Genomic DNA, 14,329 nt, shown 5'->3' with positions numbered 1-14,329 from the left:
GTGATGACGCTTGCGTGGAGCGTCCTTGCCGACGGGCAAATACAATTGGATCATTGTCGAATGTCGGACCGCTGGGACACACGAAGAAAATCGACGAGGTCGACAACGCGAAGCGGCACCATCACTGACGACTGCACGTTTTCCATGCGGATCACCACGTTGTGCGCCTCGGCGTGCTGGTAGACGGAGATGAGGACGCTCATACCGGCTGCGTCAAGAAATGTCATGGCAGCCGCGTCGATAACGAGTTGCCGCGGTTGGTAGGCGGTGACCGCGTCGATCAAGATGGCATGCAGTTGGGGTGCAGTAGCCAGATCGACCTCACCTCGAACGGTCGCGACCAAACCTGCGCCGCCATGGGGCGCCACCACAACCGCAAGCGTCGGCGAAGGTTCGCGTTCGGGATTGTTCATAGCGAGTCACTTCCGCCAGGGTCGTGGCACATCACGGCTCATCTGAGTAGACCTCGCCAACCTCGGTGAAAGCTGGTGGACGCCGCGGCAGGGGAGTGCAGGTATCGCGTAGGCGGTCAAACCAGGTTCAGGTCCTGACGCGCGGCGGCTGGGTCTCCGGTTGAGCGCTGTGTGAGTGAGCTCTTGTGGGTTTTCGTGGTAAGCAAAGGAATCGAGCCGGTACCGCGAGACGGGTACCGGCTCGATCGTCACGCAGAAGGTCAGTAAGTGCCGGTGCTACCGGTGTTGCGGTCGATCGGCAAGGTGGCTTCCGTGGAGGAGTAGCCGTGCTGTGCAACGGCAGCGCCGGATCCCGAGCTAACCGGGTAACCACCGGTCGAGCGACCGGAGAGGTTGCCGGCTTCACGCTCGGCAGCGTTGAGCCAGCTTTCCCACCGGGTCTGCATGGGCTTGATGGCGCCGCCGCCGACCCCGACGATAAGTACACCGGCGATGATCGCCAGGACGGTGATCAGAATGGGGGTGGTGACCGTGGTGGCCACACCGATCTGGTTGAGCGCGGCGATGATGCCCAGGCCGAGGGTGAACACCGAGGCGATGTTGGCCAGGATCTTGCCGTAGGACAGGCCGCCCAGGCTGGCAGTGATGAGGTCCTTGACGCCCTTGGCAATGGCGGACGCGACCACGATGATGACGATCGCGACGAACGCGCGCGGCAGCCATCGTACGACGCCGGTGATCAGGTCGGAGATCGGGTTCGGACCCCAGATACCGAAGGCAAGCTGCAGGGTGAACAGCAGGATCGCGTAGTACGCCAGCTTCGCGACGATGTCGCTGGCGTCGTACTTGGAACGCTGCAGGGCGGTCTTAACCCCGCCGCGCTCCACGAGGCGGTCGAAGCCGACCCGCTCGAGGACCTTGTCGACGAGCTTGCGGACCGCCTTGGCGATGAGCCAGCCCACCAGCAGGATGACCAGGAACGCCAGCGCCTTGGGCAGGAACAGCAAGACGGAACGCAGCATGTCGCCGACGCCATCAGTGATTCTGTCTGACATAGATTCCTCAGCTCATGTGATCAGGGGGATAGCCGAGCGCCCCTGTACCCCGCCGCGCCGTCGCAGCAAACACATATCCCGTACTATAAAAATAGTTATTTTCTCGGCGGCGCGAGTTGTGGACGACCTACCACGTGGCCGAGTTTAGGACATAAACCCGTGCTTGTAGCACGGGCGCCGCGTACACCATAATATGCGGCGATTCGGACACCTGGAGCTCGGCTTCGGAAGCCTAACTGCTGATCACGCCCGTAGGAAGCGCTGAGATGCGACAACCGAGAACTTCATCGGACGTTCGCCATCGGCAAGCTTTGGGGCTGGTCGGTTTATGTCATAAACGAGAGGGCGCCTCTCCTTGGCCACGCCCCTCGCCCGCCGTCCGTCCTGCCCTGCGAGCGCGCCCTTTCCGGAGTTCTCGAGAGCACTTTTCGCGAATAAAATTCATTCCCTGGCGCACGTCGCCGATGAATCCGAGACCGCCGGTGAGCGACCCGGCAAGGACGGGTAGCCGGGTGCACGGCGGACCACAAGACTCCGGCCTGAGCAACAAGACTCCGGCCCGCGCGTGGCTGAGCCGTCGGGCCGGCAAGACCCCTTCGGCAGGAGCTGTCGGAGCGAGCGCCGGCCCAAGGAGGCGGGGCACACCGTGCTCATCGGCACACGCGATCTCTAACGCGGCCGGGTCGCCGCTGATGAGCTGGGCGTGGGGCTGCTGCATCACGGTCGACTGGCGGGAAGCTGGCCCAGAGCGTGAGCGGCGGCCCCGGCGAGCTGATCCTGCGCGGGGTGCGCCCCGGTGGTGCGATGGTGCAGCGACAGCAGGCCAAGCAAGGCGCCGTGGCCATCGCTCAGCGGATACGCCTGTACGGCTGGGAAACCGGCGGCGAGCAGCCCGTCGAGACTTGGCTGACCGCGCCGGATCGGGCTCGTAGTGAGATCGTCGATCAGGAGCGGTTCGGGGTACGGCCACAGGTCGATGGCGGCGAAGCGGTCCAGGAAAGCCCGGGGGAGGCCGTGCTGCCGGGTGATGCGCAACTTCCCGGTGGGGGCCTCGCAGGTTCGCAGGGCACAGGCGTCCACGCCGGTGATGCTCCGGGCGGCGATCACGATGGCGGTCTCGACGATCGACCGGTCGGCCAGGGCCAGGAAGTCATCGGCGGCCAGGGTCGCCGGGTTGTGGCGAAGTCGTTCGCGGAAGGAGCCGAGGATGGCTCGGCGGCTGGCGCGCAGCTCCGCGTCGATGACGCCCTGCTGCAACCGCTGCAGACGAGCCTGCTGCTGGCTGGTGGGTGCCCGCGATTGCGGGGTGGGTCGCCGGGCTGTCGGTGCCACCGGGTTCCGCCCCCTCCTTTTCCGGGGTGCCGCTGCGACTGAGCATTGCCGCTCGCCCGTGCCTGGCTGCTTCTTCCAGGGTAGACACCGCAGAAAGCACCGGATACGGGCTGTTACCGCAAACACTGTCATTACTGAAAACCGCCACACAGAGGACGTATCGACGTTTGATCATGTTGGGTGTGGGCACCCTGCGCGCTTCGTCGAGGAAACGCTCCAGAGGGAGGTAGCGGTGGTGATGTCCTTCACCGTGATCAAGCGCAGCGATGGCGCCGGGGTGTCCCGCTTGCTCATCGCCGGCGATCTCGACGATGACACCGGTGCGACGCTGGTCAGGCTGATCCTGAACGCCGCTGAGCAGTACGACGTCTCGGAGGTCGTGGTGGATCTGCAACGGGTCACCTTCCTGGCCGCGGCCGGGGTTCGAGCCCTGTTGCTCGGCCGGGGAGCGGCCACGGACCTGGGCCGCAACTTCCGGGTTGTGAACGCTATCGGGACCGTCTACCAAATACTGCGGATCTGCGGCGTCCATAAAACGCTAGCAGTCACTTCGGAAGCCGGCGCCATCACCCGATAGCGTCACCTGGCGCCGGGGCGCGTTGCGGGATACGATTCGCTTCGGGGTCGCGCCGTTCTGAAGTGAGGGGATGCGCTCCTTGTTCCTTCGGAGCGACCACATGACGCTTGACTATGTTCCCGATCTGGCCGGCGAAGACTTGGCCATCGAAACCCTCGCCACTGACACGGGACAGCAGATTCGGCTGCAGGTTCATGGTGAGCTCGACAGCTGCACCGATGAGCAACTGGTCGACGCGGTTACCCAAGCACTCGCGACCTCCGGGATCTCCCAGGTGGATATGGATCTCGCCGGAGTGAGGTTCATGGACGCGGCCGGTGTGCGTTCACTCCTGACCTGTCGGCGGGCGGCAACCGAGGCCGGCATCCCGCTGACGTTGGTCGATCCCAACCCCATGGTCACCCGGGTGCTGGACGCACTGGGCCTGCTGGGCCACTTCACTGTCACCGGCGCTGCCGCCAGTGCCACCGGGCGCGCCGGGCGGGCGTTTGGGGCCTCGCCGCGGCGGGAGCAGAACAACCCGGCGGAGTGGTCGGAATGGTCTCCGCGAGCCCGCCAGCAATCTCAGGAAACGCGGGACCGCGCCCAGCTGGCCGTCGACCGCAGCGCGACCCTTCGCCCCTGGGACAGCTGAGCCGGCAAGGCTGAGCCGGCAAGGCCATCACCGTGCCGAAGGCCGGTGCTGGCTACCGGCCGCGGGGATCGCTCAACTCGCCGGTCTGCACCAGGTGATGGGCGACCTCGACGAGTTTGACATTGGCGTTCTGGCTCACCCGTACCAGCAGATGAAAAGCCTGGGCATGGGTGATTTTGTAGCGTTCCATCAGGACGCCCTTGGCCTGCCCGATGATGTCTCGTACCGAGATGGCGCGGGTGAGATCGTGCTCGCGCTGGGCGCCGGCCATCGCGATCGCCGCGTGCGCCGCGAACAGCAGTCCGATGTGCTCGGACTCGTCACCGAAAGCACCGGTGGTGTGCGAGTACAGGTTCAGGGCGCCCATGTTGTCGTCAAAGACGTAAAGCTGGAACGACAGCATGCTGCGGATGCCCATGGCGAGGGCGCGGCGGCTGAAGTCCGGCCAGCGTCGTTCCGTAGCCATGTCGGACAGCCGTACGGTTTGCTGCTGATAGGTGGCTTCCAGGCAGGGACCTTGACCGGTCTCGTACTGGGCCTGATCCACCAACCGCACCACCTTGTCCGTGGAGGACGGTGTCTCGACCTCGCGGCGGCCCTTGACAACGGTCAGGCCGGCAAATTCCGCGCCCGGCACGGTCTGCACCGCGGCGACCACGATCCCGTCCAGGGTGTCGTGCAGAGTGCTTTCCCTCTGCAAAACGCGGGCCATGTCGCTGAGCTGCGCCGCGAGGTCGTTCGAGATGCTCTGACCGGTGTAGTCAGTCGACGGCATCCCCTGCCGTTCCCCGGTCTTTCCCGCCATGCCGATCTGCCTTCCCTCGGGCCGTACGGCTCCGGACGGACCCATCATGCCGCCCGGAGCCTTGACCAGCGCTGCTTCGCGAACGCCGCGCTGGCCCGAGGATGCATTTCCCCGCTTTCGGACTGCCACACGGGGCATTTGCACAGCGATTCGCGTGCTCAGTCCGCGGCCAGGGCGGCGACCGGGCTGATCCGCGCCGCTCGCCGGGCCGGCACCAGGCCGGCCAGCGCCGTGATGGCGGCCATGGCCAGGACGATCAGCAGCAACCGTCCGCCCGGGAAGGTGAGCGGCAGGTCGAAGTTCAGCGCCTCGAGTGCCAGCCAGGCGAAAGGCACCCCGAGCGCAATACCCAGCACAGCTCCGATGACGCCGTACAACCCGGCCTCGATGCCGATCATCGAGCGCAGCCCGGTGCGGCTCAGACCCAGGGCGCGCAGCAGCCCCGATTCGCGGGTGCGTTCCAGCACCGACAGCGAGGTGGTGGTGGCCACGCCGACCACGGCGATCAGCACGGTCAGGCCGAGCAGGCCGAGCGCCGCGAGGAACAGCGAGGAGATCTCCCCGTTGCGCTTGTCCCGCTCGTCGGCGAGCACGGTGATTTCCGCTTCCGCCGGAGTCCCCAGCTTGCGGAACGCGGCGATGGCATCGTCGCGGGAGCCGCTGGCAACATCGGCGAGCACGCCGTCCGGGCCGGTTTCACGGCCGGTCAGCATGGTGAGGTCGGCGGTGTCCAGCACCGCGCCCATGCCCAGCGGGGCATCATCGGTCAGCACCGCAGCCACCTCGACGCGGGCCGCGCCCTTGCCTTCGTTCGGCTTCAGCGTCACGGTGTCGCCGGCAGTCACGTCGTAATCGGCGGCGAGCTGGGCCGACAGGATTGCCCGTCCCGGACCCAGGGCCGCGATCGAGCCGCTGGAGGACTCCAAGGCTGCCGAGGTGGGAAGAGCCTTCAGATCAAGGGAGATCACGCCGTACGACATGGCTCGGCTGGTCTTGATGTCTCCCAGCCTGATCGGGGTGACATGGGTGAACCGGGAATCGGCGCGCACCGCATCCGGAACGGCAGCGAAGGCCGCCGGGTCGTCCGCGTCCATGAGCAGGTCGGCCGGAACCTGGCGGGCCAGCGTCTGATCGGTCCACTTCTGCAGGCCGGAGATGCCGACGACAGTGCCGGCGAGCATCGCGACGCCGAGGGCGACCACGACGGCCACGGCCGCAGCCCGGCGGGGAGTGCCGCCGAGACCACTGACGGCGAGGCGGCCGGTGGGACCGGAGCGGCGCAGCGGCCAGCCGGTGACGGCCAGCACCGGCCGGATGAGCACCGGACCGAGCGCAATCAACACGCCGAAGGCGAGCGCGCCGATGCCGACGATGTAGAGCAGCACATCGGGGGACGTATTCGGTTGTGACATCTGGTCGGCGGTGAGCCAGCCCAGGGCGGCGGCCGCGATGGTCAGCAGGACACCCAGCAGGACCCGGGCCGCGGAGACGCCGCGTTCCGAGCCGGACGTGCTCGCGCTGCGCAGGGCCTGCAGCGGGGCTACTCCGGCGGCGGTAAAAGCCGGGGCCAGGACCGCGCCGGTGGTCAGCAGCCCGGATCCGATGATCACGGCGATCGCGGCGCCGACCGGCATGGCGGGGGCGGGCAGCGGGTGACCGAAGGCGCCAGCGATGGCCGGGGCGGCGAACCCGGCGGCCTGGGCGAGCAGCACCCCGGTGGTTCCGGTGACCAGCCCGATCACCGCGCCCTCGACGGCCAGCGCCCGGACCAGTTGCCCGCGTTGAGCACCGATCGTGCGCAGCAGGGCGAGCTGACGCAGCCGCTGCGTGAACACAATCCGGAAGGTGGAAGTGGCCACCAGGGCAGCGGCAACGACCGCCACGGCAACGAACATAGCCACCAGCGCGAACAGATCATCGAGCTGCCGGGCCTCGTCGATTGCTTCCTTGCGCCGGGTGATCGCGCCGGTGGTGATGTTCAGGTACGTGTCGGGCTTCATCAGCTGCGTGCTGATCTTGTCCTGCAATCCGTCAACGTCGGTGCCGGGCTCGGCGAGAATGTCCACCCGCGGGTAACCGGGTTCGCTGGAGAGCCCTGCCACCACCCGGTCGGGGGCGTAGGCCCGTTCCGCCGAGTCGCGCGGGCCGTCGACCACTGCGGTGACGGTGACCTTGATCGGCTTGTCTGTGGTGTTGCCGGTGCGCAACCGCAGCGTGCTGCCGGGTACAGCGCCGAGCCGGGCCGCCGCCCGCTGGTCGAGCGCGATCTGCTTGGCGGCGGTGGGGTAGGAGCCGGTAGCCAGGGTGATCCGCGACATCGGGCCGGAACCCGGGTCGGCGAGCACATCCAGGTCCACGCCGGAGGCCGAGTCGCCGAGCTTGAACGAAAGAGTTTCCCGGCCCGCGGTCTGGGCCACGCCGGCGAGGCGCTGCACCTCAGCCACCTGCCGCGAGCTGATCGGGTTGCCCTGGGAGGAGACGACCAGGCTCACCGCTTCCGGGGTCTCGCTGAACGAGTCGAGGCTGACGCGCGTGACAACATCGTGGGTCAGCACCGTGCCGAACACCACAAAGGCCGCGACCAGGACGGACAGGCCGGTCAGCAGTAGCCGTCCGGGCCGTCGCAGAATGCCGCTGAGCTGGGTACGGATCACGCTCATGTTCACTGCGCCGCCCCCGCCCCAGCCGTCGCGGCCGCGCTGTCGTGCGCCAGCCGGCCATCGGCCATGACCAGTACCCGGTCGGCGTACCCGGCGGCGTTGCGGTCGTGCGTGACCATGACGATGGTCTGGCCGAAGCGGCGCACCGAGTCACGCAGGAAGCCGAGCACCTCGGCGCCGGACCGGGAATCCAGGTTGCCGGTCGGTTCGTCGGCGAAGATCACATCGGGGCGTGTCACCAGGGCCCGGGCCAAGGCGACGCGTTGCTGCTGACCGCCGGAGAGCTCGGACGGGCGGTGATCCAGCCGGTCGGTGATGCCGAGAACGCCGGTCACGTGGCCGAACAGATCGCGGTCCAGCTTGCGGCCGGCCAGGTCGAGCGGAAGGGCGATGTTCTGCTCGGCGGTGAGCTGCGGCAGCAGGTTGAACGCCTGGAAGACGAACCCGATCCGGTCGCGGCGCACGGCGGTCAGGGCCCGGTCGCTGAGCCCGGACAGCTCGGCGTCACCGATCGTGATCCGGCCGCTGGTGAGGGTGTCGAGCCCGGCGAGGCAGTGCATGAAGGTCGACTTGCCCGAGCCGGACGGGCCCATGATCGCGGTGAAGCGCCCGCGCACGAAGTTGGCGCTCACTCCGTCGAGGGCGCGCACGGCCCGATCGCCCGTGCCGTAGACCTTGACGAGATCGGTGGCAGTGACGGCGTACATCAGAAAGTGATCTTCTTGATCGTGAGCTTGACGCCGCTGTCCTTGCAGTGGCCCAACGCCTCTTTCTCGATGTCCTCAAGCACGCCGGCCGCGGGCCGGTCCGGGGAGCCGGTGGCCTTGTTCCGGGCCCAGATTGTGTAGCGCAGGACCTGGGTGGCGACGCCGTCGTTCTCGAACCGGCTGGGCGCGTACTGCCGGATCTCCTTCTCCCACTTCTCCGCGGCGGCCTTGTCACTCGGGAAGGCGGCGGCCTTGTCGAACATCTTCTGGGCGAGTTCGCAGTCGGCGGCCGAGGCGGCGGTCGGGCCGAACCGCTTGTTCCACACGTAGTTGACGCCGTAGGCCACGCCGCCCAGCACCAGGACGGCGACCACGCCGAGAATCAGGAGTTGACTCCAGTTGCGGTTCTTGCGCGAGTTGTCGTAGGTGGTCATGGTCAGCTCCAATTCGCGGGGAGTTCGGGCACGACTCCATTCTTCGATTCCGCGGGGCCGGCCCACATCGGCGAGCGATCTGATCTCGGCGCCCGCCAGGTACGACCGCAGTCGTATGCCGCTTTAGGAAGCCGGGCGGACGAGCCCTATTTCGTACGCGAAAACCACCACCTGCACCCGGTCCCGCAGCTCAAGCTTGGTCAGAATGCGCCCGAAATGAACCTTCACCGTCGACTCGGCGACGTGCAACTGCGCCGCGATCTCGGTGTTCGACAACCCCGCCGCGACCAGCTCCAGCACCTCGCGCTCGCGGTCGGTCAGCGAGGCCAGCCGTTCGTCGGCGCGACCGGGCAGGGTCAGCTGGGCGGCGAAGCGGTCAAGCATCGCCCGGGTGACCCGCGGTGCCACCACCGATTCGCCCGCGGCCACCACCCGGATTGCCGACAGCAGCTCCTCTGGCGGGGCGTTCTTGAGGAGGAACCCGCTCGCCCCGGCCTGCAGCGCGGCGAACGCATCCTCGTCGGTGTCGAAGGTGGTGAGCGCCAGCACCCGCGGCCCGCCCGGCTCGGCGCAGATCCGCCGGGTCGCCTCCACGCCGTCCATCACCGGCATCCGGATGTCCATGACCACCACGTCGGCCGGCGTGCGGGCCAGCGCGGCGATGGCTTGAGCCCCATCGGCGGCCTCGCCGACCACCTCCATGTCGGTCTGCGCCGACAACACCATCCCGAACCCGGCCCGCACCAGCGCCTGGTCGTCGACAAGCAGAATCCGAATGCTCACAGCGTCTCCTTGAGCGGGATCGTGGCACGAACCAGCCAGCCGGACCCGGGCCGAGGGCCGACGGTGATCTCGCCGCCGTGCACCGCCACCCGTTCGCGCATCCCGACCAGCCCGTTGCCGCCGGGTTGCTGGCTCTGCTCGGGTGCTGATCGCTGCCCGTTGCCGTCGTCGGCGACCTCGACCACCGCCTCACCTGCTGCTATGCGCAGGGCGACTTGGACATGGGCCTGCGCTCCGGCGTGGCGCAGCACGTTGGTCAGCCCCTCCTGGGCGATCCGGAACACGGTCAGTTCGTCGGCGGGGGTCAGGGCCTTGGTGTTGCCCTCGACGACGAGTTCGGTGTGCAGACCTGCTGCTCGGGCTCGTTCGACGAGGGTTTTCAACTCTTCGACACCTCTCCGGCGCCGGTCGTCGTGATTTCCGGTTCCGCTCTCGGTTCCGGTTCCGCTCTCGGTTCCGCGTAGGACTGCGACGATGCGGTGCATGTCGTCCAGCGCGTCGCGTCCGGTGTCTGCGACCGTACGCATCGCTTCCCGGGCTTGATCGGGGTTTCGTTCGATGATGTAACTCGCGCCGTCGGCCTGCGCGATCATCACGGCCAGGCTGTGGGCGACCACGTCGTGCAGCTCGCGGGCGATGAAGGCGCGTTCGTCCGCGGCGGCCAGCCGGGCTAGATGGTCACGTTCGCGTTCGGCGGTCGCGGCGCGTTCGGCGGCGGCTGCGCTGCGCTCCCGGTTGACCCGCAGCACGTACGCGAAAAGCCACAACGCGGCGAAGATGGTGGCTGTCGTGCTGTATTCCGCCAGGTACGTCAGGTCGAGCACCGACGACCGGCCGGTCAGCGCGATGACGTCCTTCACCGCATACGCGACGACGCCGCCCAGCACCACCGCGCCGGCCACATATGCCGGCCAGAACGGACGCACATGGGTGACCACGGCGAGCATCGCCACAACCGCAGCGAGGTCATAGCCGGTCGGCTCGGGCGAGGCGATGGCGAACTGGAGCAGCACCAGCACAGCGGTCACTGCGAAAACCAAGATGGGGGCTTTGCGGCGAAACGCCAGCGCGATGGCCAGACCGAAACCGATCAGCATGTCGGCGGTCGACTCGCTGCGGTACTGCACGGCGATCGTGGCGATGACCGTGGCAATGACGAGGTCCCAGAGCGTCCAGAGCCTGGGACCCCACGTGCTGATCATCACCGTCACCGTGCCAGTGTCGCCCGCCTTACCCACCTCGGCATCACGCGCGCCGACCATATTCCGGCCGCCACCTCTGGACCGCCTTGCCCGCGGGCTGCCACCGCGACCATCGTTGTCAGGACCTGGTGGCAGCCCCGGTTTGTCAGGCGCGTTCGAGGACCACGACCGGGATCTCGCGCGAGGTCTTCTTCTGGTACTCGTTGTAGTCCGGCCAGACCTCGGCCATCTTGTCCCACATCTCCGGCTTTTCGTCGGGGGTTGCCACTCGGGCGGTGGCGCGGAAACGGTCCCCCTTGATCTGGACTTCGACGTTCGGGTCGGATTGCAGGTTGACGAACCAGGCCGGCGGGGCGTCCGTTCCGCCCTTTGACGCGACGACCAGGTGCTTGTCGTCGTGGTCGCGATAGATCAGGGCGTGGGAGCGCTCTTCGCCGGTTTTGCGACCCTTGGTGAACAGGATCAGGATCGTGGTCCCGTTGCGCCAGTGGTAGCCGTCTTCGCCGTCCGTTTCCAGGTAGCGGGCGACGTGGGGGTCGCCGTGCAGGTCGATTGCAGATGTCATGAGGGTGAAAGTACCCAGTTCAGTGATCTAAAAGCGCCGGAACGGCTGGTTGCTGATCGGTTGTACGGCGGGTGCGAAGCGTTGCAAAGACGTGTGGGATGGGCTGATGGACGAGGCTTTGCTGGCTTACTGCGAGGGCCTGGCCGATGGGTGTGCCGGCCACCGCAACGCAGGGCGGGCGGGTCACCCGGCGACCGGGGCCGACTACCGCCGCGGCTTCCTGGACGGGCGCCTCGAGGTGTTTCGCATGCTTGCGGGCGTACGGCAAATGCTTGAAGGGGCTTGAGCTTGCTGCGACGCCTGCGGTGGGCGAATGGACGCCGCGATGGAGTCGCCACCGTTCTCACCAGACTGACCGGAATTGTCGTCGGCTGCCCTGAGCCGATTTACGAACCGACCTCGCTGACCTGGACAAACGGTTTGTCGGTCTGCCACACCACGTGCACGATGAAGCTGTGGTTGGTCTCGTTGAAGTAGACAGCGAGGTTGTCGGGCGAATTCTGCACCGTGGCCACCGAATAGCCGCCCGACGGGGTCGCCGTGACGAGCTTGATAACGCCCTTCGAGGCCCGGATCACCGTCTGGCCACCCTTAACCCGGAACGAGCGGACGTACGTGCGTACCCCGTCACCGTCCGTCGTCACCGTCCACCCATCCTCGACCGTCGGGGGTTTGGTCGCCGACGGCTTCCCGGTGGGTGACTTATCGCCCGGCGACTTCCCACCCGATGGGTTCTCACCCGGCGGGTTCTCGCCCGGCGGCGGCGAACTCGCCTTGCCCGGCGGCGAAGATGGCTTGGTACCACCCGGAACGCGCGTCTTGCCGGAGGGCGACGGCGAAGTCGTCGGTGCCTTGGTGGGCGACCCGGTGGTGACGGTGGGTTGCGGAGCGGGCGTGATCTCGTCGGTGTCGCGGATCTGATCGACCGAAACCAGCGTGCCCTCGTTAGCTGTGGCCGTACGCAACACCGGCAGCATCGCCACCGAGGCCAGCGCGACGCTGGTCAGCGTGGCCGCACACCACCCAAGCAGCGGGAACCAGCTCCGAGTAGATCGCACGCCGCACATATTCCCATGGGTTCTATGGTGTTGCCCATGGCGTTGATCCTTCTGGTCGAGGACGACCGCAACATCACGGCGGCGATGGTGCGGGCGCTGACCGATGCCGGCCATGTTGTGCGGCCGGTGGGTCAGGCCGGTGAGGCGCTCAAAATTCTCACCGAGGAGCAGCCTGACCTGGTCATTCTCGACCTCGGGCTGCCCGACATCGACGGCACCGACGCGCTGCGAATGATGCGGTCGGTGTCCGCTGTGCCGGTCATTGTGGCCACTGCGCGGCGCTCCGAGGCCGACATCATCGCGTTGCTCAGCGCGGGCGCCGACGACTATGTGACCAAGCCGTTCTCCAGCGGTCACATCCTGGCGCGCATTGCCGCGGTACTTCGCCGTACGCGCGCTGCAGTTGAAGCGGCACCGAGCGTGATCACGGTGGGAGAGTTGGAGATCAATCCACGGCAGCGCCGGGTTTTCCTGCGCGGGCAGGCGTTGCAGCTGACCCGGCGCGAATTCGATGTGCTCACGTACCTGGCCGAGCGCGTGGGTCAGGTGGTCAGCCGGCGTGAGCTGCTCACCGAGGTCTGGAACCAGTCCCGCATCGGCGAGGAGCAGACGATCGACGTGCACATCTCCTGGCTGCGGCGCAAGCTCGGCGAGACGGCGGCGGCGCCGCGCTTTCTGCATACGGTACGGGGTGTCGGCGTGATGATGGTCGACCCGACGTGAGATGGGAGCTGAACCGGCTGGCGCTCGCGATCACGTCGATGGTGGCGCTGGCTTTTCTCGTACCCCTGATCTATGCGACCGGAAAAATCGCCCATGATCGGGCCATCAGTGATGCTCGTCAGCAGGCTGCCGCCATGGTGGCAGCGCTGGCCGTCGACGCCGACCCGCAACTGCTGACGAGCGCGGTGGCCAGCACGGTCGCGGGCAGCGCCGGTCGCCTCGCTGTGCACATGCCGGGCATGGACCCGATCGGCACCACCCACTCAGCCGACAATCAGATCAACCAGGCGAACCAATACCGGCGCGCGGTCACCGCCGAAGTCCCCGGTGGCCTCACATACTTGCAGCCCAGCGTGCTCAGCGACGGCCGTTCAGTGGTCATCGAGGTGTTCGTTCCCGAAGAGGAGATGCGCCGCGGCGTGTGGCCGGCCTGGCTCGCCCTCAGCGCGCTGGCCGTGGTTCTGGTCGCCGGTTCGGTCCTGTTCGCCGACCGTCTCGGCAGCCGTCTGGTCCGCGCCACCCGCGAGCTGGCCGGTTCCAGTCGCAAGCTGGGAGCCGGAGATCTAGCGGTACGAATAGAGCCCAGCGGCCCGCGCGAACTTCGCGATGCCGCCCAGGCGTTCAACTCGATGGCCGCCGACCTGCGCCGCCTGCTCGACGCCGAGCGGGAACTGGCCGCCGACCTCTCGCACCGCCTGCGGACCCCGCTGACCGCCCTGCGCCTCGACGCGGAAACCATGCCCCCGGGCCCGATCGGGGACCGGATGCGCCAGGCCTGCGACATGCTCGACTCCGAACTCGAAGCGATCATCGCGGGCGCCCGGCTCAGCGTGGAGGCTCGCGGTAACCAGCAGTCCGACCTGATCGAGGTGCTGGCCGACCGGCTCGCGTTCTGGTCGGCGCTCGCCGAGGACCAGCAGCGGCCCTGGGAAGTGGTCGGCGGGCAGACCCCGGTGCCCGTACCGTTGCCGCGCAGCGAGCTGATCCTTGCCGTGGACTCGTTGCTGGGCAACGTTTTCGCGCACACCCCGGAAGGCGTGGCGTTCCGGGTCACGGTGTCGCCGGCCGGTCTGCTGGTCGATGACGCGGGTCCCGGCATCGCCGATCCGGCTGCCGCGGTGCAACGCGGGGTCAGTGGTGCGGGCTCGACCGGGTTGGGGCTGGACATCGTGCGCCGGGTTGCCGAAGCGGCCGGGGGTCGCCTGGAGATCACGCGGGGGCCGTTGGGCGGGGCTCGGATCGGGCTTCTTTTGCGCGTACCCGAAATCGTCCCCACGCAGGAACTCCCCACGCGCGCGGCCGGACGACGTCGCCGTACTTCATAAGTTTTTCCGGTCTCTTTAAGGCTCCGTTATGGCGAGCGCCGATAGCTTTCCCGGCG

16 protein-coding genes are annotated in these 14,329 nt (G+C 67.5%); 5 read left to right on the top strand and 11 right to left on the bottom strand.

Features of this window, described 5'->3' with window-relative positions; genetic code table 11:
- Positions 1-50: 50 nt before the first annotated feature.
- The 3 genes from TFC3_RS31985 to TFC3_RS38325 form a co-directional block, all read right to left on the bottom strand.
- Positions 51-413: an STAS domain-containing protein gene (locus TFC3_RS31985; RefSeq protein WP_082772647.1), complete on the bottom strand. Its 363-nt coding sequence runs from the start codon at positions 411-413 to the stop codon at positions 51-53.
- Between the two features lie 260 nt (positions 414-673).
- Complete coding sequence (locus TFC3_RS31980; protein WP_082772646.1) at positions 674-1,468, bottom strand: hypothetical protein; 795 nt, start codon at positions 1,466-1,468, stop codon at positions 674-676.
- A 717-nt stretch (positions 1,469-2,185) separates the two neighbouring features.
- The gene (locus TFC3_RS38325; protein ID WP_161952711.1) at positions 2,186-2,800 is read right to left on the bottom strand and encodes a GAF domain-containing protein; all 615 of its coding nucleotides are present in this window, start codon (positions 2,798-2,800) and stop codon (positions 2,186-2,188) included.
- Positions 2,801-3,038: 238 nt separating this feature from the next.
- Between TFC3_RS38325 and TFC3_RS38320 the strand changes: the two genes are divergently transcribed.
- Together TFC3_RS38320 and TFC3_RS31965 are read left to right on the top strand one after the other, a co-directional pair.
- Entirely contained in the window at positions 3,039-3,377 is a 339-nt protein-coding gene (locus tag TFC3_RS38320) for an STAS domain-containing protein (RefSeq protein ID WP_236718615.1), read from the top strand.
- Positions 3,378-3,447: 70 nt separating this feature from the next.
- Positions 3,448-4,011, top strand: a complete 564-nt coding sequence (locus TFC3_RS31965) for an STAS domain-containing protein (protein ID WP_067509386.1) — start codon at positions 3,448-3,450, stop codon at positions 4,009-4,011.
- A gap of 52 nt (positions 4,012-4,063) precedes the next feature.
- Here TFC3_RS31965 and TFC3_RS31960 read toward each other — a convergent pair whose 3' ends face one another.
- The 7 genes from TFC3_RS31960 to TFC3_RS31930 form a co-directional block, all read right to left on the bottom strand.
- A complete protein-coding gene (locus TFC3_RS31960; RefSeq protein ID WP_153040562.1) occupies positions 4,064-4,816 on the bottom strand; it encodes a GAF and ANTAR domain-containing protein in 753 nt (250 codons plus the stop codon).
- A 158-nt stretch (positions 4,817-4,974) separates the two neighbouring features.
- A complete protein-coding gene (locus TFC3_RS31955; protein ID WP_067509382.1) occupies positions 4,975-7,476 on the bottom strand; it encodes an ABC transporter permease in 2,502 nt (833 codons plus the stop codon).
- Between the two features lie 2 nt (positions 7,477-7,478).
- Positions 7,479-8,183, bottom strand: coding sequence for an ABC transporter ATP-binding protein (locus TFC3_RS31950; protein ID WP_067509380.1), 705 nt, complete (start codon positions 8,181-8,183; stop codon positions 7,479-7,481).
- On the bottom strand, positions 8,183-8,617 hold the full coding sequence (locus TFC3_RS31945) for a hypothetical protein (protein WP_153040561.1): 435 nt from the start codon (positions 8,615-8,617) through the stop codon (positions 8,183-8,185). The genes TFC3_RS31950 and TFC3_RS31945 overlap by 1 nt, the downstream gene beginning before the upstream one ends.
- A gap of 123 nt (positions 8,618-8,740) precedes the next feature.
- A complete protein-coding gene (locus TFC3_RS31940) occupies positions 8,741-9,400 on the bottom strand; it encodes a response regulator transcription factor (RefSeq protein ID WP_067509376.1) in 660 nt (219 codons plus the stop codon).
- Positions 9,397-10,662 carry a sensor histidine kinase gene (locus TFC3_RS31935; protein ID WP_082772645.1) on the bottom strand — a complete coding sequence of 422 codons (1,266 nt, stop codon included), beginning with the start codon at positions 10,660-10,662 and terminating at the stop codon, positions 9,397-9,399. The genes TFC3_RS31940 and TFC3_RS31935 overlap by 4 nt, the downstream gene beginning before the upstream one ends.
- An 85-nt stretch (positions 10,663-10,747) precedes the next feature.
- The gene (locus TFC3_RS31930) at positions 10,748-11,167 is read right to left on the bottom strand and encodes a nitroreductase family deazaflavin-dependent oxidoreductase (RefSeq protein ID WP_067509374.1); all 420 of its coding nucleotides are present in this window, start codon (positions 11,165-11,167) and stop codon (positions 10,748-10,750) included.
- A 106-nt stretch (positions 11,168-11,273) separates the two neighbouring features.
- On the opposite strand from TFC3_RS31930, the gene TFC3_RS31925 reads away from it, so the two are divergent.
- Complete coding sequence (locus TFC3_RS31925; RefSeq protein WP_067509948.1) at positions 11,274-11,453, top strand: hypothetical protein; 180 nt, start codon at positions 11,274-11,276, stop codon at positions 11,451-11,453.
- A gap of 100 nt (positions 11,454-11,553) precedes the next feature.
- On the opposite strand, the gene TFC3_RS31920 is transcribed toward TFC3_RS31925, so the two are convergent.
- A complete protein-coding gene (locus TFC3_RS31920) occupies positions 11,554-12,225 on the bottom strand; it encodes a DNA mismatch repair protein MutL (RefSeq protein ID WP_067509946.1) in 672 nt (223 codons plus the stop codon).
- Positions 12,226-12,261: 36 nt separating this feature from the next.
- Here TFC3_RS31920 and TFC3_RS31915 point away from each other — a divergent pair, with 36 nt between their 5' ends.
- Positions 12,262-12,948, top strand: a complete 687-nt coding sequence (locus tag TFC3_RS31915; RefSeq protein ID WP_067509944.1) for a response regulator transcription factor — start codon at positions 12,262-12,264, stop codon at positions 12,946-12,948.
- Positions 12,945-14,273, top strand: coding sequence for a HAMP domain-containing sensor histidine kinase (locus TFC3_RS31910; protein ID WP_067509369.1), 1,329 nt, complete (start codon positions 12,945-12,947; stop codon positions 14,271-14,273). Before TFC3_RS31915 ends, TFC3_RS31910 begins: the two co-directional genes overlap by 4 nt.
- The last annotated feature ends 56 nt before the right edge of the window (positions 14,274-14,329 follow it).

Source organism: Actinoplanes sp. TFC3, from assembly GCF_001553785.1.
GTDB lineage: Bacteria > Actinomycetota > Actinomycetes > Mycobacteriales > Micromonosporaceae > Actinoplanes.
The sequence above is the reverse complement of the archived record's forward strand: the minus strand, read 5'-3'. Positions and strand labels throughout refer to the sequence as shown.

Bases quoted from the DNA above. Each gene is read 5' to 3' on its own strand.
- TFC3_RS31985 (WP_082772647.1), bottom strand. From the start codon at position 413: ATGAACAATCCCGAACGCGAACCTTCGCCGACGCTTGCGGTTGTGGTG.
- TFC3_RS31980 (WP_082772646.1), bottom strand. From the start codon at position 1,468: ATGTCAGACAGAATCACTGATGGCGTCGGCGACATGCTGCGTTCCGTC.
- TFC3_RS38320 (WP_236718615.1), top strand. From the start codon at position 3,039: ATGTCCTTCACCGTGATCAAGCGCAGCGATGGCGCCGGGGTGTCCCGC.
- TFC3_RS31965 (WP_067509386.1), top strand. From the start codon at position 3,448: ATGCGCTCCTTGTTCCTTCGGAGCGACCACATGACGCTTGACTATGTT.
- TFC3_RS31960 (WP_153040562.1), bottom strand. From the start codon at position 4,816: ATGGCGGGAAAGACCGGGGAACGGCAGGGGATGCCGTCGACTGACTAC.
- TFC3_RS31955 (WP_067509382.1), bottom strand. From the start codon at position 7,476: ATGAGCGTGATCCGTACCCAGCTCAGCGGCATTCTGCGACGGCCCGGA.
- TFC3_RS31950 (WP_067509380.1), bottom strand. From the start codon at position 8,183: ATGTACGCCGTCACTGCCACCGATCTCGTCAAGGTCTACGGCACGGGC.
- TFC3_RS31945 (WP_153040561.1), bottom strand. From the start codon at position 8,617: ATGACCACCTACGACAACTCGCGCAAGAACCGCAACTGGAGTCAACTC.
- TFC3_RS31935 (WP_082772645.1), bottom strand. From the start codon at position 10,662: ATGGTCGGCGCGCGTGATGCCGAGGTGGGTAAGGCGGGCGACACTGGC.
- TFC3_RS31930 (WP_067509374.1), bottom strand. From the start codon at position 11,167: ATGACATCTGCAATCGACCTGCACGGCGACCCCCACGTCGCCCGCTAC.
- TFC3_RS31925 (WP_067509948.1), top strand. From the start codon at position 11,274: ATGGACGAGGCTTTGCTGGCTTACTGCGAGGGCCTGGCCGATGGGTGT.
- TFC3_RS31915 (WP_067509944.1), top strand. From the start codon at position 12,262: ATGGCGTTGATCCTTCTGGTCGAGGACGACCGCAACATCACGGCGGCG.